The organism is Polynucleobacter sp. MWH-Berg-3C6, assembly GCF_018881855.1.
Taxonomy (GTDB): domain Bacteria; phylum Pseudomonadota; class Gammaproteobacteria; order Burkholderiales; family Burkholderiaceae; genus Polynucleobacter.
In genome coordinates, this window is record NZ_JACVPN010000005.1 from 185,541 (window position 1) to 202,601 (window position 17,061).

At 45.0% G+C, this 17,061-nt stretch carries 15 protein-coding genes and 1 tRNA gene; 4 read left to right on the forward strand and 12 right to left on the reverse strand.

What is annotated here, in order from left to right; translation table 11 throughout:
- Positions 1-6: 6 nt before the first annotated feature.
- Complete coding sequence (locus ICN13_RS09080) at positions 7-2,067, reverse strand: sodium-translocating pyrophosphatase (RefSeq protein WP_216140031.1); 2,061 nt, start codon at positions 2,065-2,067, stop codon at positions 7-9.
- Positions 2,068-2,237: 170 nt separating this feature from the next.
- Between ICN13_RS09080 and ppa the strand changes: the two genes are divergently transcribed.
- From ppa to ICN13_RS09095, 3 genes are all read left to right on the forward strand, one after another.
- Positions 2,238-2,774: an inorganic diphosphatase gene (ppa, locus tag ICN13_RS09085; protein WP_216140032.1), complete on the forward strand. Its 537-nt coding sequence runs from the start codon at positions 2,238-2,240 to the stop codon at positions 2,772-2,774.
- A gap of 40 nt (positions 2,775-2,814) precedes the next feature.
- Entirely contained in the window at positions 2,815-4,434 is a 1,620-nt protein-coding gene (locus ICN13_RS09090) for an NAD+ synthase (RefSeq protein WP_216140033.1), read from the forward strand.
- 72 nt (positions 4,435-4,506) lie between these two features.
- A complete protein-coding gene (locus tag ICN13_RS09095) occupies positions 4,507-4,845 on the forward strand; it encodes a P-II family nitrogen regulator (RefSeq protein ID WP_216140034.1) in 339 nt (112 codons plus the stop codon).
- Positions 4,846-4,869: 24 nt separating this feature from the next.
- Here ICN13_RS09095 and ICN13_RS09100 read toward each other — a convergent pair whose 3' ends face one another.
- The gene (locus ICN13_RS09100) at positions 4,870-5,859 is read right to left on the reverse strand and encodes a helix-turn-helix transcriptional regulator (RefSeq protein WP_216140035.1); all 990 of its coding nucleotides are present in this window, start codon (positions 5,857-5,859) and stop codon (positions 4,870-4,872) included.
- Positions 5,860-5,937: 78 nt separating this feature from the next.
- A complete protein-coding gene (locus ICN13_RS09105; protein WP_255534106.1) occupies positions 5,938-6,567 on the reverse strand; it encodes a response regulator transcription factor in 630 nt (209 codons plus the stop codon).
- Between the two features lie 231 nt (positions 6,568-6,798).
- On the opposite strand from ICN13_RS09105, the gene ilvD reads away from it, so the two are divergent.
- Complete coding sequence (gene ilvD / locus ICN13_RS09110) at positions 6,799-8,493, forward strand: dihydroxy-acid dehydratase (protein ID WP_216140036.1); 1,695 nt, start codon at positions 6,799-6,801, stop codon at positions 8,491-8,493.
- A gap of 72 nt (positions 8,494-8,565) precedes the next feature.
- Here ilvD and ICN13_RS09115 read toward each other — a convergent pair whose 3' ends face one another.
- From ICN13_RS09115 to ICN13_RS09155, 9 genes are all read right to left on the reverse strand, one after another.
- Complete coding sequence (locus tag ICN13_RS09115) at positions 8,566-9,033, reverse strand: copper chaperone PCu(A)C (RefSeq protein WP_216140037.1); 468 nt, start codon at positions 9,031-9,033, stop codon at positions 8,566-8,568.
- Between the two features lie 15 nt (positions 9,034-9,048).
- The gene (locus ICN13_RS09120) at positions 9,049-9,534 is read right to left on the reverse strand and encodes a TlpA disulfide reductase family protein (protein WP_216140038.1); all 486 of its coding nucleotides are present in this window, start codon (positions 9,532-9,534) and stop codon (positions 9,049-9,051) included.
- On the reverse strand, positions 9,531-10,694 hold the full coding sequence (locus tag ICN13_RS09125) for a sialidase family protein (RefSeq protein ID WP_216140039.1): 1,164 nt from the start codon (positions 10,692-10,694) through the stop codon (positions 9,531-9,533). The genes ICN13_RS09120 and ICN13_RS09125 overlap by 4 nt, the downstream gene beginning before the upstream one ends.
- 98 nt (positions 10,695-10,792) lie before the next feature.
- Positions 10,793-12,970 (reverse strand): TonB-dependent receptor, encoded by a 2,178-nt coding sequence (locus ICN13_RS09130; RefSeq protein WP_216140040.1) that lies wholly within the window; start codon positions 12,968-12,970, stop codon positions 10,793-10,795.
- Between the two features lie 75 nt (positions 12,971-13,045).
- Positions 13,046-13,417 carry a DUF2946 domain-containing protein gene (locus ICN13_RS09135; protein ID WP_216140041.1) on the reverse strand — a complete coding sequence of 124 codons (372 nt, stop codon included), beginning with the start codon at positions 13,415-13,417 and terminating at the stop codon, positions 13,046-13,048.
- A 97-nt stretch (positions 13,418-13,514) separates the two neighbouring features.
- Positions 13,515-15,014: a tripartite tricarboxylate transporter permease gene (locus ICN13_RS09140; protein WP_216140042.1), complete on the reverse strand. Its 1,500-nt coding sequence runs from the start codon at positions 15,012-15,014 to the stop codon at positions 13,515-13,517.
- Between the two features lie 39 nt (positions 15,015-15,053).
- A complete protein-coding gene (locus tag ICN13_RS09145; RefSeq protein WP_216140043.1) occupies positions 15,054-15,581 on the reverse strand; it encodes a tripartite tricarboxylate transporter TctB family protein in 528 nt (175 codons plus the stop codon).
- 85 nt (positions 15,582-15,666) lie between these two features.
- Positions 15,667-16,665, reverse strand: a complete 999-nt coding sequence (locus tag ICN13_RS09150; protein ID WP_216140122.1) for a tripartite tricarboxylate transporter substrate binding protein — start codon at positions 16,663-16,665, stop codon at positions 15,667-15,669.
- Positions 16,666-16,985: 320 nt separating this feature from the next.
- Positions 16,986-17,061: transfer RNA gene (locus ICN13_RS09155), tRNA-Thr, on the reverse strand.

Consider the following 17,061-nt stretch of genomic DNA (forward strand, 5'->3'; position numbering starts at 1 on the left):
ATTGCCTTAGCGACTCATCACTGGCAAGAGTGGCACGATGAGCAATGCCACGATATTAATAATCTTAATGAGTGGATTTACAGCAGGACCAGCAGTATCTTTGTAGGGGTCACCTACGGTATCACCAGTCACAGCCGCCTTATGGGCTTCAGAACCTTTACCGCCGAAGTTTCCTTCTTCGATATATTTCTTGGCGTTATCCCAAGCACCACCACCAGTACACATTGAGATCGCTACAAACAAGCCGGTCACAATCGTACCCATCAATAAGCCACCCAATGCAGCAGGCCCCAACAAGAGACCCACAACGATCGGCGCAATCACTGGCAAGAGTGAAGGAACAATCATTTCTTTAATAGCTGCGCTCGTCAGCATGTCTACCGCCTTACCGTATTCAGGCTTAGCAGTACCTTCCATAATTCCAGGAATGTCACGGAACTGACGGCGCACTTCTTCTACTACTGCACCAGCACAGCGACCAACCGCTTCCATTGCCATCGCACCGAACAAGTAAGGAATCATGCCGCCGATAAAGAGGCCGATGATGACCATGTGGTTCGATAGATCAAAGGAAACTTGCTGACCAATCGCCTCTAATGCATGGGTATAGTCAGCAAACAATACGAGTGAAGCCAATCCAGCAGAACCAATTGCATAGCCTTTGGTAACTGCTTTTGTAGTGTTACCAACCGCATCCAATGGATCGGTAATGTCACGTACTGATTGCGGCAAACCAGCCATCTCCGCAATACCGCCAGCATTGTCTGTAATTGGGCCATAAGCATCGAGTGCAACCACAATACCTGCCATCGATAACATCGCGGTTGCTGCAATCGCAATGCCATACAAGCCGGCTAACCAGTAAGCAGCAAAAATAGCAGCACAGACAAAGAGCACTGGATATGCAGTGGACTTCATGGAGATACCCAAGCCTGCAATGATGTTGGTACCGTGACCTTTAGTAGAAGCCTCAGCAATATGTTGCACTGGCTTGAACTGAGTACCGGTGTAGTACTCGGTAATCCAAACCAAGCCTGCAGTCAGCAAGAGACCTACTACGGTTGAGCCAAACAAACGCCATTGGCTACCTGGAATACCCAAAGCATCATCTGGCATGATGAAATTAGTCACAAAGTAGAACGCTACCAATGACAAACCACCGGCAATGATTAAGCCCTTATACAAAGCTGGCATTACATTCTTCATACCAGGCGTTGCTTTTACAAAGGAACAACCAATGATGGAAGCAATAATAGAAACACCGCCAAGTACGAGCGGATAAACAATGGCTGCCACTGGTGCTCCAACCACCATCAATGAACCCAGCACCATAGTGGCAATCAGTGTCACAGCATAGGTTTCAAATAAGTCTGCCGCCATACCGGCGCAGTCACCCACGTTATCACCGACGTTATCGGCAATCACTGCTGGGTTTCGTGGATCATCCTCTGGAATACCTGCTTCTACCTTGCCAACTAAGTCAGCACCAACGTCTGCACCTTTAGTAAAGATGCCACCGCCAAGACGCGCGAAGATAGAAATCAAAGATGAACCGAATGCCAAACCAATCAGCGGATGCAAAACAGAAGCCAGATCTTGTCCTGCACCAATCGATACCAGGAACATAAAGAAGAGGCCAACACCCAAGAGACCGAGACCAACTACTAGCATGCCGGTAATCGCGCCACCCTTAAATGCAACATTGAGAGCCTCGTTCATACCCTTAGTAGCTGCTTCAGCTGTACGTACGTTTGCACGTACCGAAACATTCATACCAATAAAACCGCATGCGCCAGACAGTACTGCGCCGATCACAAAACCGATAGCAGTTGCAAAGTCTAGAAAGAGCGCCATGAGGATAGTGAGAACTACCCCAACTACAGCGATCGTTTTATATTGGCGCGATAAATAAGCGGCGGCGCCCTGCTGAATTGCCTCTGCAATTTCTTGCATTTTGGCATTGCCCGTACTTTGCTTCAAAATCCAGCCGCGCATCACAAAACCGTAAATTACGGCTAGGACACCGCAAGCCAAGGCAAAATACAAGCCTAAAGTGACATTACTCATGCTTGACTCCCTAAAGTTGATCTTATTGTTTTGTATATCTAGCGCTTAGGTCGACCAGGTTTTAGAAAGCTTTAAACTAGGGTCTATAAGCTGTACCAGTATGTAACAGAATCACCCCTGTGCCTACCTGCTAGCATCAGGGTATTTACTAATCATTATTCGGAGTATTTATGAGTCTCGACAACGTCAAGCCCGGCAAAAAGATCCCTGAGAGCTTCAACGTCATTATTGAAATCCCAATGAATGCGGATCCAATCAAGTATGAAGTCGATAAGGAAAGTGGCGCGATTTTTGTAGACCGTTTTATGGGCACTGCAATGCACTATCCATGTAACTATGGCTACATTAACAAAACGATTGCTGGTGACGGCGATCCTGTTGACGTTCTCGTAATCACTCCATTCCCACTGATTCCAGGTGTGGTTGTTAGCTGCCGTGCAATTGGTGTTTTACAAATGGAAGATGAAGGTGGCCAAGACGCTAAGTTGTTGGCTGTTCCAGAAGACAAAATTTTGCCAATCTATACACACTGGCAAAAACCAGAAGACATCAACCCATTGCGCTTAAACCAAATCCAACACTTCTTCGAGCACTATAAAGATCTCGAGCCAGGTAAGTGGGTCAAAGTTAAAGGCTGGGGTGGCGTTGCAGATGCCCATACAGAAATCATGGAAGGTATTGAGCGTTACAACAAAGAGCACAAATAATTTTTTATCTTCATTTTTAATAAAGGCTTTGTGAATCGGAGTGAGTGCCCAGAAAATTGCCCTAGTCCAAATGAACCCCTTACTCGGGGATCTGGCTGGCAACGCGCAACTGATTTACAAAGCCGCTCAGGATGCCTTTAAGCAAGGTGCCAAACTCGTAGTTACCCCCGAGCTTTCGCTCACCGGATATCCTCCAGAAGACTTATTACTCCGCCCTGCTTTTATTGAAGCAGCGCAGCAGCAACTCGATCTCTTAATGAAAGAGTTAGCGCAGTATTCTGGCCTCACTGTAGTAGTAGGCCATCCCAAAAAGACTGCGGCTGGCCTACAAAACTTTACCTCTGTTTTACAAAACGGCAAAGTGATTGCTGGCTATGCCAAACAAGAATTACCGAACCACGAAGTATTTGATGAAGTACGTTACTTCGTTCCCGGCAAAGAAGCCTGCGTATTTGAATGCGAAGGTATTCGTTACGGCTTAATACTCTGTGAAGATGCATGGCATACTGGCCCCGCTAAACAAGCACATACTGCTGGCGCACAAGTTTTACTGGTGCCCAATGCGTCACCCTATCACTTGAAAAAAGAAACTCTGCGTATTGAAGTACTGCGGGGACATATTGCGCAAACCAAAATGCCTTTGGTTTATGTCAATGCCGTTGGTGGTCAAGATGAATTGGTCTTTGATGGTGGATCATTCGCATTAAATGGTCAGGGTGATGTCGTGATGGCAATGCCCCAGTTTGAAACTGGACTAGGCATCGTGGATATCAACTCATCGGGCCAATTAGAAAAGGGGTTGATTACCCCACCCCAAAGTGTTGAGGCGCAAGCCTATCAAGCATTGGTTTTGGGTGTACGCGACTACGTGAACAAGAATCGCTTTCCTGGGGTCATTATTGGTTTATCGGGTGGCGTAGATTCTGCTTTGGTATTAGCGATTGCCGTAGACGCTCTCGGTGCTGATAAAGTTCGGGCCGTCATGATGGCATCCCGCTACACGGCCGACATCTCTTGGATCGATGCGAGCGAGTTGGCGAAAAACCTGGGTGTGCAGTATGACGAAATTCCGATTAGCGGTCCGGTAGATGCCCTCGAAGCATCTTTGGCAGCGCAATTTAAAGGTTTAAAGGTAGATGCTACCGAAGAGAATATTCAGGCGCGTGTGCGCGGCACTCTTCTCATGGCACTCTCAAATAAAACAGGTCGCCTCGTTTTGACTACTGGTAACAAGAGTGAAATGGCTGTCGGCTATTGCACTCTGTATGGTGATATGGCTGGCGGATTCGCAGTGATCAAAGATATCGCCAAGACTTTGGTCTATCGACTATGCGATTACCGCAATAGCATCAAGCCAGTAATTCCGGAGCGGATTCTGACTCGCGCCCCCTCTGCTGAATTACGTCCTGATCAAACTGATCAGGACAGTCTACCTTCGTATGAGGTATTAGATGGGATCGTTGAGCGCTATATGGAGCAGAACCAATCCATAGCTCAAATCATTGCTGCGGGATTTGATGCTGAGAGCGTGGAAAAGGTCACCAGACTCATCAAATTAAATGAATACAAGCGCCGCCAAGCGCCTCCCGGGGTTCGCGTAACCACCCGTGCTTTTGGTCGGGATTGGCGCTACCCAATTACTTCACAATTTAGGGCCTAGAAACTTAAAAAGCTGTTTGTTTTTGACGATATCTTCTAGTTCTAGGTATGATTACTGCATTAGGGGGAATAAATGAAATTAATTACATCAATCATTAAGCCGTTCAAGCTCGACGAAGTCCGTGAAGCCTTAGCAGAAGTGGGTGTTACCGGCCTCACCGTGACCGAAGTAAAAGGTTTTGGCCGTCAAAAAGGTCATACCGAACTCTATCGTGGTGCTGAATACGTAGTCGACTTTTTGCCTAAGGTAAAAGTAGAGGCTGTCGTTCCTGGTGATCGTGTTGAGGCTGCAATTGAAGCTATTACTAAAGCAGCACGTACTGGAAAAATTGGTGACGGAAAGATTTTCGTTACTGCTGTAGAGCAAGTGATTCGTATTCGCACAGGCGAAACAAACGAATCTGCAGTTTGATCTCTGTTAAAGCTATACAGATTCTCAGCGCAACTGAGAATCTGTTATTGCTGCAGGCTGACTGATTTCAGCTGCCTCTAAAATAATCGTCTTGCCAGCATTACTTGTGCGCACCTTCGCGCCCTGGAAATACAAATCCACTTGATTTAAACCCAATGTAAGTACTTTAAAAGGTGGCTTTCCATAAATGCTTGCCCCTATACCCGACTCCAAAGTTTTAGTTTGGGTTTTGCCAGAGGCATCAATCACACAGATAGTTTGCGCTGTCTTCGATTGCGCGTATACCAAATCAGCAGCTTTTTTTGGCGCTTCAGGCTTATAGCTAGCGATTACTGCATCAGCTGCTGGGCATTCGGTAGAAACCGCTGCTGCCGGAGCTACCGCCTGGGGAGCTACAGCCGCTGGAGGTGCTGCAGGCTTAGCCTCCTCCACTGGGGCGGCTGGCGGAGCCTCTTGTACGACCTCTACTACGATCTCTTCTTTTGGCGGCTCAGGAAAAAATAATGGGCGTAAATTAACAATTGAAAATATTAGTGCAGCAGCAATACATAATAGAACAAAGAGTTTCTTTTTTGGATTGCTTTGAACAGATGCTTTGCTGCCTTCTAATTGAGTCAGCGGCTCAGGATCTTTAATAACGACTTTGGGTGTCTCCTCCACTTGCTGTGGCTTGGATTTTTTTTCTGGGTCAGTTGCTTTTTCTGCTTTGGCAACTTTTTTTGCAACTACAGGCTCTGGTTCTTTTTCTGCAATGATTTTTGCTGGTGGTTGGACTCCCCCAAAATCAAAAGCATCCTCTTCTTTTAGCTTAAGTAAACCGGCAACTTTTTTGGCGGCAGTGACTTTAACTTGAGGTCCGTAAAAAGTACTAGACTCGCCATTTTCTATTTGTTCAATTTGACGAACAGAAAGACAGGCCATGCCAGATAATTCTTTCGTGCTTAAGCCAAGACTTTCTCTAGCCTTAGTGAAAGCCTCTTTACGAATCTCCGGTAACTTGGCTGACTGATTCACGACTTATCGCCTGTCTCTTATAAAAATAATATAACTGATACTAACCCCAAAATGGTGCAGCAGTAATTAGCCATGTGGCTAACGATTTAAAGGGTGACTTTCCAAATCTGACTCGAGGTATTTCTTCACCAAAGTCTGAACTGAATCTGCATGCATCTTGTCCATCACTCTGGCTTTATGAACCTTAATTGTGGCATCGGTCGTACCCAATTTAACAGCAATATCTTTATTGAGGAGCCCTTTAACCAACCAGCCACAAACTTCACGCTCTCTTGGCGTTAGGCTGACGTAATCTCTGCGGGTTTCTACATCCAAAGAAACGCGCTTCAGCTGGCGACTGTCAAAATCAATAGCATCTGCCACAGCCTTGAGAAGCTCTTCCAAATTAAAGGGTTTGAACAGGAAATCAACCGCCCCCTTCTTGAGGCCTTGAACAATTTGATGAGGATGGCTTTGCCCGCTAACAAAAATAATCGGGGTCTTGCGACCCAATTTAAGCAACTTTTCCTGCAGATCAAGACCCGTCATATCCGGCATCTGCATATCCAAGAGAATGACCGCTGGAGAGACTGGCACAGACTTTTCCAAGAAATTACTGGCTGAGGCGTAATCCTCGACCAAATAACCCAGTTCGCGCAACATTCTGGCCAAAGAGATACGCATCGATTCATCATCGTCAATTAAGTAGATATGGCCGACTTTAGTCATTGAATTCAAAGGGAAAAGTGATAATTCGCCTAATTTACAGCAGTAAGTTGCAGCTAGCTATTAGCTTCATAGCTAATAATTGCCATCTATCTCAATGAATTTACTCACTTTTTCATATTGCATCGCAGCATGTTTAGAACGTCTCTTGCCTCACGATGAAACTCAGCTTTCAATCAGATCTCACGGCACAATAGAGCCTTTCGTCACCTACCTTTTCTGGAGTAATAAAGCATGAAACGCCTTAATGAACGCTCGCGCATGGTCACCGAGGGAGTCGCTCGCGCACCTAACCGCTCGATGTATTACGCCATGGGTTACAAAGATACGGATTTCTCAAAGCCAATGGTTGGCGTTGCTAATGGTCACTCTACGATCACTCCTTGTAATAGTGGATTACAGAAATTGGCAGATGCTGCTGTCGAGGCTTTAGAAGAAGCTGGTGCCAAGGCTCAATTGTTTGGCACCCCTACAGTTTCTGATGGAATTGGCATGGGTACTGAGGGCATGAAATATTCTCTCGTCTCACGCGAAGTGATTGCTGACAGTATTGAAGTTTGCGTCAATGGTCTTTGGCAAGACGGTGTTGTGGTCATTGGTGGTTGCGACAAAAATATGCCAGGCGGCATGATGGCAATTGCGCGTACTAATGTTCCAGCAATCTATGTGTACGGCGGAACTATTAAACCTGGTCATTACAAAGGTAAAGATCTCAACATTGTTTCTGCATTCGAAGCTGTTGGTGAATTTACTTCCGGTAGATTAAGCGCAGAAGATTTAAAAGGTGTTGAAGAGCATGCTTGCCCAGGTAGCGGTTCATGTGGTGGCATGTATACCGCTAATACGATGAGCTCATCCTTTGAAGCACTCGGCATGAGCCTGCCCTACTCCTCAACCATGGCTAACGTAGATGAAGAGAAAGTGGCAAGTGCAGCTGAGTCAGCCCGTGTTTTGGTTGAAGCCATCAAAAATAACCTGCGTCCACGCGACATCATTACCAAAAAGTCCATTGAGAACGCTGTGAGCGTCATCATGGCTGTTGGTGGATCTACCAATGCGGTATTGCATTTCTTGGCCATTACTAGTGCCGCTGAAATTGACTGGACGATTGATGACTTTGAACGTATTCGTCAGCGCGTTCCAGTCATCGCCGATATGAAACCATCAGGCACTTATTTAGCAACCGACTTACATCAGGCCGGTGGTATTCCACAAGTCATGAAGATTTTGCTCGATGGCGGATTACTGCATGGTGATTGCATGACTATTACTGGCAAAACGATTGCTGAAACATTGAAAGATATTCCGTCTGTGCCACGTGCAGATCAAAAAGTGATTCGCACTTTGGATAATCCGATTTACAAGCAAGGTCACTTAGCTATTCTGAAGGGCAATATTTCTCCAGAAGGCTGTGTTGCCAAGATTACCGGCCTTAAGAACCCATCTATCACTGGTCCAGCCCGCGTCTTTGATTCTGAAGATGATGCTATGGCAGCCATCATGGCTCAAAAAATCAAGGATGGTGATGTTGTCATTATTCGCTACGAAGGTCCTAAAGGTGGTCCTGGTATGCGTGAGATGCTCGCACCTACCTCTGCTCTCGTCGGCCAGGGTTTAGGTGAGTCTGTAGGTCTTATCACTGATGGTCGCTTCTCTGGTGGCACCTGGGGTATGGTTGTAGGCCACGTAGCTCCAGAAGCCTATGTTGGTGGCGTCATTGCGCTCATCCACGAAGGTGACTCTGTGACCATCGATGCCCATAAGTTATTGATTCAGCTCAACGTCAGCGAAGAAGAAATTGCTAAGCGTCGTGCGGTTTGGAAACAGCCAAAGCCACGCTACACCCGCGGCTTGCTGGCTAAATATGCAAGCCTTGCAAGTAGCGCAAGCAAAGGCGCAGTAACAGATCAAAATTTAGACTTAACCTAATCGGTAGAGATCTAAAACAAAAGCCCCTAAGTAAAACTAGGGGCTTTTTTTGATCTATTTAAATATAACAATTTAGTGCTTCATTGCTCCGCCATGCTGGCCCATGGCATTCACTGGCATTTTGACTTCTACTTCGCCAGCCTTAGCAAACTTTAATTTCACTGGAACAGTTTCACCAGCGGCTAAAGGTGCCTTGATATTCATAAACATGAGGTGTAAGCCACCTGGCTTTAACTCGACTTCACCTCCTGAAGGAACAGCGATATCTTTTACTTGGCGCATTTTCATGACGTTGCCTTCCATGGCCATCTCATGCAACTGCACTTCTCCGGCAACGGGTGAGCTCGCAGAAATCAATTGATCAGCAGCGCCACCTTTATTTTCAATCTTCATAAAGCCGCCGGCGGCCATCTGGCCAGGCACCGTAGAGCGGGTATAAGCTTTTTCAATCTTAATTGCACCCACTTTTGCCTCTTGCGCTTGAACAGAAAAACTCAAGCCTAAAGCTACAGCTAATAAAGCTAATGTATTGCGTTTCATATATATCCTTTTTAGTTAATTTTTCTCTCGGCCAGCAATCAAGCTGGACTGAAGCTGTTGAAAATTCATCAATCCCGTTTTACGGGTCGCTCTACCATGTTTATCGATCAATATAGTGGTTGGTGTCTCGCCATGCCACTTGGGATCTATTTCATAACGCAAGCGCTCATCGAAAGGCCCAACAACATAGTAATTATTAGCTTTTTCCAAACCAGCCTTATTCAACATCTTTTGCATGCTCTCCGGGGTGACATCATCAACCTGAATAAAGATTACTTTTGCATTTTGATTGCTCTTCAAAAAGCCTCCCCAAAGTGGCATCTCTTTCACGCAAGCTGGGCAAGTAACTCCCCAAAAATGAATGGCTATTGGCGCACCATTGGCGCTCTTCACTAAACTAGACCATTCACCGCCCTGATAAGGTTTGAGATTTGACTTATCGGCAAATGCCAGATGAGAAATTCCCATAGCAAGTACAAATGTAAGTAGATATTTTTTCATTGCTGTTGTCCAACCTTAATCAATTGATACCCGTCAGCCCTTGTCAGCCATGACAAAAAGACTGCATCACCTTTATTTACCAATAAAGGATGGTCGCTATATCCATTTGTTTTAGAAATCATCTGCGCAGCACCCCACGTTTTTCCATCGTCAACAGATTGCTTAATGTAAACCAATGCATCAGTGCCATTGAATTCTTTCCAAGCCAACCAGACCTGCTGACCCATTGCTAAAAGATAAGGTCGGGATACATTGGCGCCCTCGGATCCAACTCTGGTGGGGACAGAATAGCTAGCACCCTGATTGCTAGAGTTGGCATAAAAGACGCCTGAGCGCTTGCTCCCCTGGGTATACCAGGCTACATGGAATTTTCCAGACCCAGAAACTGCAATTGATGGGCCATGGTGCGGGCATGCATCTGTCTTCCAATCATCATCTGCAACCCGACGAACTGGCTCAGCGCCTTTAGTGGTGATGACTTGAGTGGCCTGATCCCGAATGCCACCTGGAAATATTGCTCGATAAACAATCACAGGCTGATTGTTTATATCTAGAGCTCCACCAATGCGGCAACACTCGCAACTACTCTCATTGGCAAATCGTTCAGCCTGAAATGTTTTTCCACCATCATTTGAAAATGAGTAAGCAATTGATCCGCCTAAACGCTTTGCTCCCCCCTGCTTTGCGGCTGCCACCAGTCGCTTATCAATCCAGGAAATAAAAATAGAATTATCAGGCCTGATTAAGACTGAGGGGAAGCGCTGGCTAGAGCTATCTTGAACTAGAGATACTGGTGGACTGAATGTACTGCCACTATCCGTTGATCTTGTGGTGTTAATTTGCGCATTCCAATTGGCATCTTTGAAAAATGCATAAGCTAAAAAGATATTGCCTTGCTTATCGGCAACAATTTGAGGACGCGCATCACTCCCAGTATCCAATGACTTACCATGCTCCGCAATGTTGACAGTGGACGTGAATGTTTTCCCAAAATCAGAAGACTGCCCTACTGATACCACTCCATTTGCAGTCCACGCCAGCAGTAATCTACCATCAGGAGCGAAATAAGGAGTGGCTGCATTAGCGCAATCAAGTCCAGTCCCAACACATGCACCTGATTTAGCCGGTGCAGCACTCATCATGTTTGATGAGTGCTGCATTTGAGCGTAACTAGAGCCGTAGGCTCCCAAAAGAAACAAACTAAATAGATAAGCTTTAAAAAAAATCAAGCGGATTTCCCAGTAGTGTTTTGACAGTATCAAAATGTAATTTTTGCACCAAGATTAATTGATTGCGGTGTTCCCTGTGTATAGTCAACAGAAGTAGATCCAGTACCAAATGTTATAAATTGCCGATTAAATAGGTTCACAATAGAAGCAAACATCACAACATTACTACTAATCTCATAATTTGCCCTAAGACTAACGATTGTGTAACTTGGAACATATAAAGTATTGCGAGTGTTCATCCAAGAAGAGCCAACATATCTTAGTGTAGTGGTAATACTTGCTTTCGGAATTGGATAATAAGTTAATCCAGCACCTGCAATATTGCGTGGAACTCCTCCTACTTGCTTGTTTGCAGGATCACTTGTAGCGCTCATTGTTAACTTTGTCTGGGTATACGCATAATTCAAATCAAGCGCCCAGTCAGGGTTAATGTCATGGTGATATTGAGTTTCAATACCTTGGCTTAATAAATTTTGTTTATTTGTATAGTAATTTAAACTTTTAGCCCCATTACACACCCCGTATGAATCACTTGTTCCGGTCCAAGTTGCATTACTATTACATAAGCTTTGCGCCAACGCCTGATCGTTAGAGCTGTTTGGATTTAACTGATATCGTGCAACCGCATTTTGAATATAGTTATTGAAAAAGGTGAGCTGACTAAAGCCAGTTTTCCATCGATAATCAGTACCAAATTCATATCCAGTCATTGTCTCTGGTGTCAGGTTTGGATTGGCGAATGTCCAACCTCTGTCGCTTCCATATGTTCTAAGCGTGTTATTCATACCTGGCGCATGAAATGCACGATAAGCTGCAGAGCGAAGGTCCCAATTTTTACTAGCCTGGTATAACAATCCAAGTGTTGGATTAAGCATGGCCTTACTTTGATTTGGAACGGCTTGATTGGCGATTCCACTGGCCGTTTGGTTGTAATACGATGAAGTCTCGCTATTCCAATAATCCCATCGCGCCGATAAAGTTGCTTCTAATGGTATTGAGTTTGATTTTGATTTTATTTGACCCAAAAGCCCATAAAAATTTTGCTGTCCTTTAGCATAATTCGTCATTATGTTAGAACCAGTTGAACTAAAATTATTTGCTGAATTTGAACCGCTGATATTTCTTGCATCAAGGCCAACCACCACTTGGTCAATAACACTATTGAGATTCTTAATATACTGGGCACCACCACCAATCGTGCTGTAAGGGTTTTGGTACACCGCACTAATATATGGCTTTCCTGTAGCTGTTGGTGCCGCAGTTGATCCATTTTGTTTATTGAAAATTGTATTTTGGTAAAAAAAGTTTGTTTGCACATTTGAGCTGGAGTCAATCTGCGTATTTGTACCAGCCGCCATTTCGGTATCTTGCTTTAAATTCGTAGCAAATGAGTACCCACTCGATAAATCAGCCATTGTGTGATAACCAAGTCTGAAGAATCCCGTTGTAGATGACGTTGGCTTGAAATAACTCTGTAAGCGCAAATTTGAATTACTCGAACTGGATGGCCCCTGACCGTTATAAATATTGCTCGGCGCTCCTGGGCTGATTGTCGCTACGTTTTGATATCCATCCGTCTTGAAATAGTCTGCGGAAAATCGTAGTTGCATCTTATCTGAGGCAATTACATCCTTAGATGCAGCTATATTCCCAGTGCCAAATGAGCCATAACTTGCTGATACATCTTGCTGACTATTCTTTGGATTCTTTGTCTTAATGTTGATAACGCCGCCCATACCGTAGTTACCCCACAAGCTCGAAACTCCACCACGAATATATTCGACGCTATCAATTGCCGATAAGGGCACCAAATTCCACTGAACCGTTCCATAGAATGCATCGTTTGCAGGTGCTCCATCTATTAATACTAGTGTGCGAGCATTTCCCAGGCCTCTAGTGTTGATGCTTTGACTAGTGGGGTCTTTTTGGTAGTAAGGCTGATCATTCAATATGACCCCAGGAACATTCTTCAATATCTGGTCAATGGTCTGATCCGGTGATATTTCAATAGCCTCCTTTGTGAGAATGGTTGTATTTAGCGGAATTTCATCTAGCGGCGTGCCAGATCTTGTTGCATCAACAACTACGTCCCTTAATTTTTGGTCATAGTCAGGTGGTGGCGCTATTTGAGCTTGAGTACCACCCACTATCAACATTGATCCAAATAACATACCAATGCATGTACTAATTTTATTTTTCTGAAACAAGATTTGCTTCTCCACACAACATTACGGCAACCGTATAGATGCCAACTACATAGCTAGGCTATGCCCTAAAAAGATTTAGGTTTGTGTAGGAGGCGCTGCTGAGGGAGGAGTTACCCAAACAGCAAGCGGCTTGGGCGATTGATAGAAAAGTGCCGGCAGCAAAGCGAATGCTTGCGGTGCCTGGAATGTCAGGTTGGTATTAAAGGCTGGTGTGATGGTGTTTTGAGCAACGCAATATGGACATGGCTGAGCTTGCTCCGCTACTTCTTGCTCATCGCCTTGCACATTCATTTGCATCTTATTGCCATCTGCAGAGCAAATCTCCATCGCAAAACCTTGACCATGCTGAGCAAGCGATACCGCTTGTGACATAGCTGGCGCCAATGCACTCATTGCAATTGCGACTGCAGCAATCCAGTGAACAAGGCGGTTTTTGTGGAGATTCATGATGGTGGTATTTTATCGGAATTTTCTCTTTTCAATGAAAAAAGGGGGCTTGCGCCCCTTTTTAACTAGATCAGACTGGCTTTTGACCAGTTAAGCTTTATGCAGCAGCGTCCTTTTTCTTACCAACAAACTTGCCAATTAATGGCCAGAAGAGCAGGATTAATGCAAGAGATGTAATACCGCCAACCAATGGGTTAGAGAAGAAAATATCTAAGCTACCCTGGGAGAACAACATGGACTGACGGAAAGAATCTTCTGCGCGGTCGCCCAATACCAAGGCCAAAACCATTGGCGCCATTGGATAATCGAGCTTCTTGAAGACATAGCCTAGAACACCGAAGCCCATCATCAACCAAACGTCAAACATGGCGTTGTGAACGGTATAAGCACCAACCGCACAAATCACAATAATGACTGGCGCAATAATGGAGAACGGAATTCTCAAGATGGAGGCAAACAGTGGCACGCAAGTTAATACAACAAACAAGCCGGCCAAGTTACCTAAGTACATACTAGCGATCAAGCCCCAAACAAAGTCTGGCTTCTCTACGAAAAGCAAAGGACCAGGTTGTAAGCCCCAGATCAACAAGCCACCGAGCAATACCGCTGCTGTTGGTGAGCCTGGAATACCGAGAGACAACATTGGCAGAAGCGCCGCCGTACCAGCAGCGTGAGCTGCAGTTTCTGGAGCAACAATTCCCTCCATTTTGCCGGTACCAAATTTATCGCCCTCTTTGGATACACGCTTAGCTACGCCGTAGGCCATGAAAGAAGCTGGTGTTGCGCCGCCTGGAGTAATACCCATCCAGCAACCAATCAAACAGCTGCGTAATGAAGTAGCCCAGTACTTTGGTAATTGCTTCCAGGTTTCCCAAACTACCTTAGCGCGAATCTTGGCAGCTGCACCTTTAAATGCAAGACCCTCTTCCATCGAAAGCAGAATCTCACCGATACCGAACAAACCGATCACAGCGATCAAGAAGTCAAAGCCACGCATTAATTCTGGATTGCCGAATGTCAAACGTAACTGACCGGTGACTGTATCCATACCAACAGTAGCCAAGGCAAAGCCCAGCATCATTGCGGAAATGGTCTTAAATGGCGATCCCTTATTCATGCCCACGAAACTACAGAAGGTAAGCAAGTACACCGAGAAGAATTCCGGAGGACCGAATTGGAGTGCAAACTTCGCAACCAACGGTGCCAAGAAGGTAATCATCACGATTGCAAAGAACGCGCCAACGAAAGAAGATGTAAATGCAGCTGTTAGCGCCTCACCAGCTTTACCATTTCGGGCCATTGGATAACCGTCAAAGGTTGTCGCAACAGACCAGGGCTCGCCTGGAATATTAAAGAGCACTGATGTAATCGCTCCGCCGAACAACGCGCCCCAATAAATACAAGAGAGCATGATGATTGCGGATGTTGGCGGCATCGTGAATGTCAACGGCAACAGAATCGCAATGCCGTTTGCACCGCCTAGACCTGGTAACACACCGATGATCACACCGAGGGTTACACCAACCAACATTAACAGCAAGTTAAAGGGTGTCATTGCAACGGCAAAGCCATTGAATAGAGCGCTAATTTCTTCCAACTTGAACTCCTTTTATCTAATCTTTTTTATTTATATTTATTAGTTCACACCAACAAACTCGAGCGGATTGAACCATGTGCCATGTGGCAGCGGAACTTGGAACCAGAACTCGAACATGAGGTAGAGGGCAACGCTTACCCCAACAGATACTGCAATTGCTTTCCAAATTGGATATTTTCCTAGCCACACCATAAAGATTGCGATGTAGAGGGCTGAAGAAACGTAAATACCAATCAATTGAACGCCCAAGACAAAAACGATTGCCGGTAAAAGCACGGCCATAATTTGCTTTAGAGGCTCGCTATCGACAAATGACTCTGTTTTCTTTTTCTTATTAACGATTGCAGCCTGGTAAAGAGTGACTGTGCTTGAAAGCAAAATAATCAAACTGATATAGAAAGGGAAATATCCCGCCTCAGGACCATCAGCACCCCAACTGGCACCTAACTTTAGGCTGCCAACCATCACAGTGATGCCAATCGCAAGGAAAACGATCGCAGTGATGATATCCATTGCTCTGACGCTGATCGCAGAATCTTGATTTGAATTATTTGTATGTTCAGACATTTGCTTTGTTTATCAATAAAGTTAATTAATACACTACTTAAAAAATAGGACCCCCTAGTGGAGGTCCTATCAGATTTCCTACAAATTACTTGGCCAAGAAGCCAGCTTCGGTCATCAATTGCTTATGCAAAGCTTCATTCAATGTGAGCCAGTTTCTAAACTCTTTGCCGGTCATGAAGGTCTGATTAAATGCACCATCAGCCATGAACTTCTTCCACTCTGGCGTAGCGCGCACTTTCTTGAATACATCAACATAGTAATCAACCTGCTCTTGAGTTACGCCTGGAGCCATAAAAATACCGCGCAACATGACATAGTCAGTTGGCACGCCTGCTTCTTTACAGGTTGGTACGTCATACCAAGACTGGGTATCAGTAACCTTCTCTTTGTATGGCATACGTGTGTCATCAAATACGCACAATGCACGTAATTTATTTGCACGCCATTGAGCGACCGCTTCAATTGGGTTGTTTACAGAAGAATCAATGTGGTTACCTACGAGCTGAACAGCAACGTCGCCACCCCCTTTGAATGGGATGTAAGTGAACTTAGCACCAGTGGCTTTTTCAATTGCCACAGTAATGATTTGGTCTTCAGACTTAGAGCCTGTACCGCCCATTTTGAATTTACCTGGACCTGCTGCTTTAGCGGCATCGATATATTCCTTGGCAGTTTTGTATGGCTTGTCAGCGTTATCCCACAAAACGAATTGGTCAAGCGCCAACATGGCTACCGGAGTAATGTCTTGCCAGTTAAAGGGGACGCCTGTTGCTAATGGAGTAGTAAACAAGTTTGAAAGCGTGATCACAATCTTATTTGGATCGCCTTTAGCTTCTTTCATTGCCAAGAAACCTTCAGCTCCAGCACCGGCTCCCTTGTTCACAGGGATCACTGCTTGCTTCATTAAATTGTTTTTGGTAATGATGCCTTGGATCATGCGCGCCATTTGGTCAGCGCCACCACCAGGACCAGCAGGAATGATGAACTCAACAGGCTTAGTTGGTTCCCATGCAGCAAATGCAGGTGAAACGCCAGCGACACCGAGGGCTAGAGCGGTGGAAATCAATGCCCCTTTTAACTTCATCTTCATGAACATCTCCTCCAATAAATATGGTTTACCAATTGAATTTGGTTTATGTAATATGGATGTGATTTTTAATCAAAATGTCACAGTTAAAGTTGACTGACATCAATTATTTCAAAATCGTTACACGCAAGCTTACACAAGCTAGTAGAAACCCTGATACATTAAGCCAAAGACAGCCTTGAGTGTACTTACATCTTCTTTGAGAAACTGCATTTAATGCACAATAAATGCACATAATGAATATGGTTATTAGCTTGGAATGATGCAAAAGAGAGCTAGCTTAAAAAGTTAAGTATTTACCCTAGTGAATGAGGGGCTGGTGCCGCTTGCCGGAATCGAACTGGCGACCTTTTCATTACGAATGAACTGCTCTACCAACTGAGCTAAAGCGGC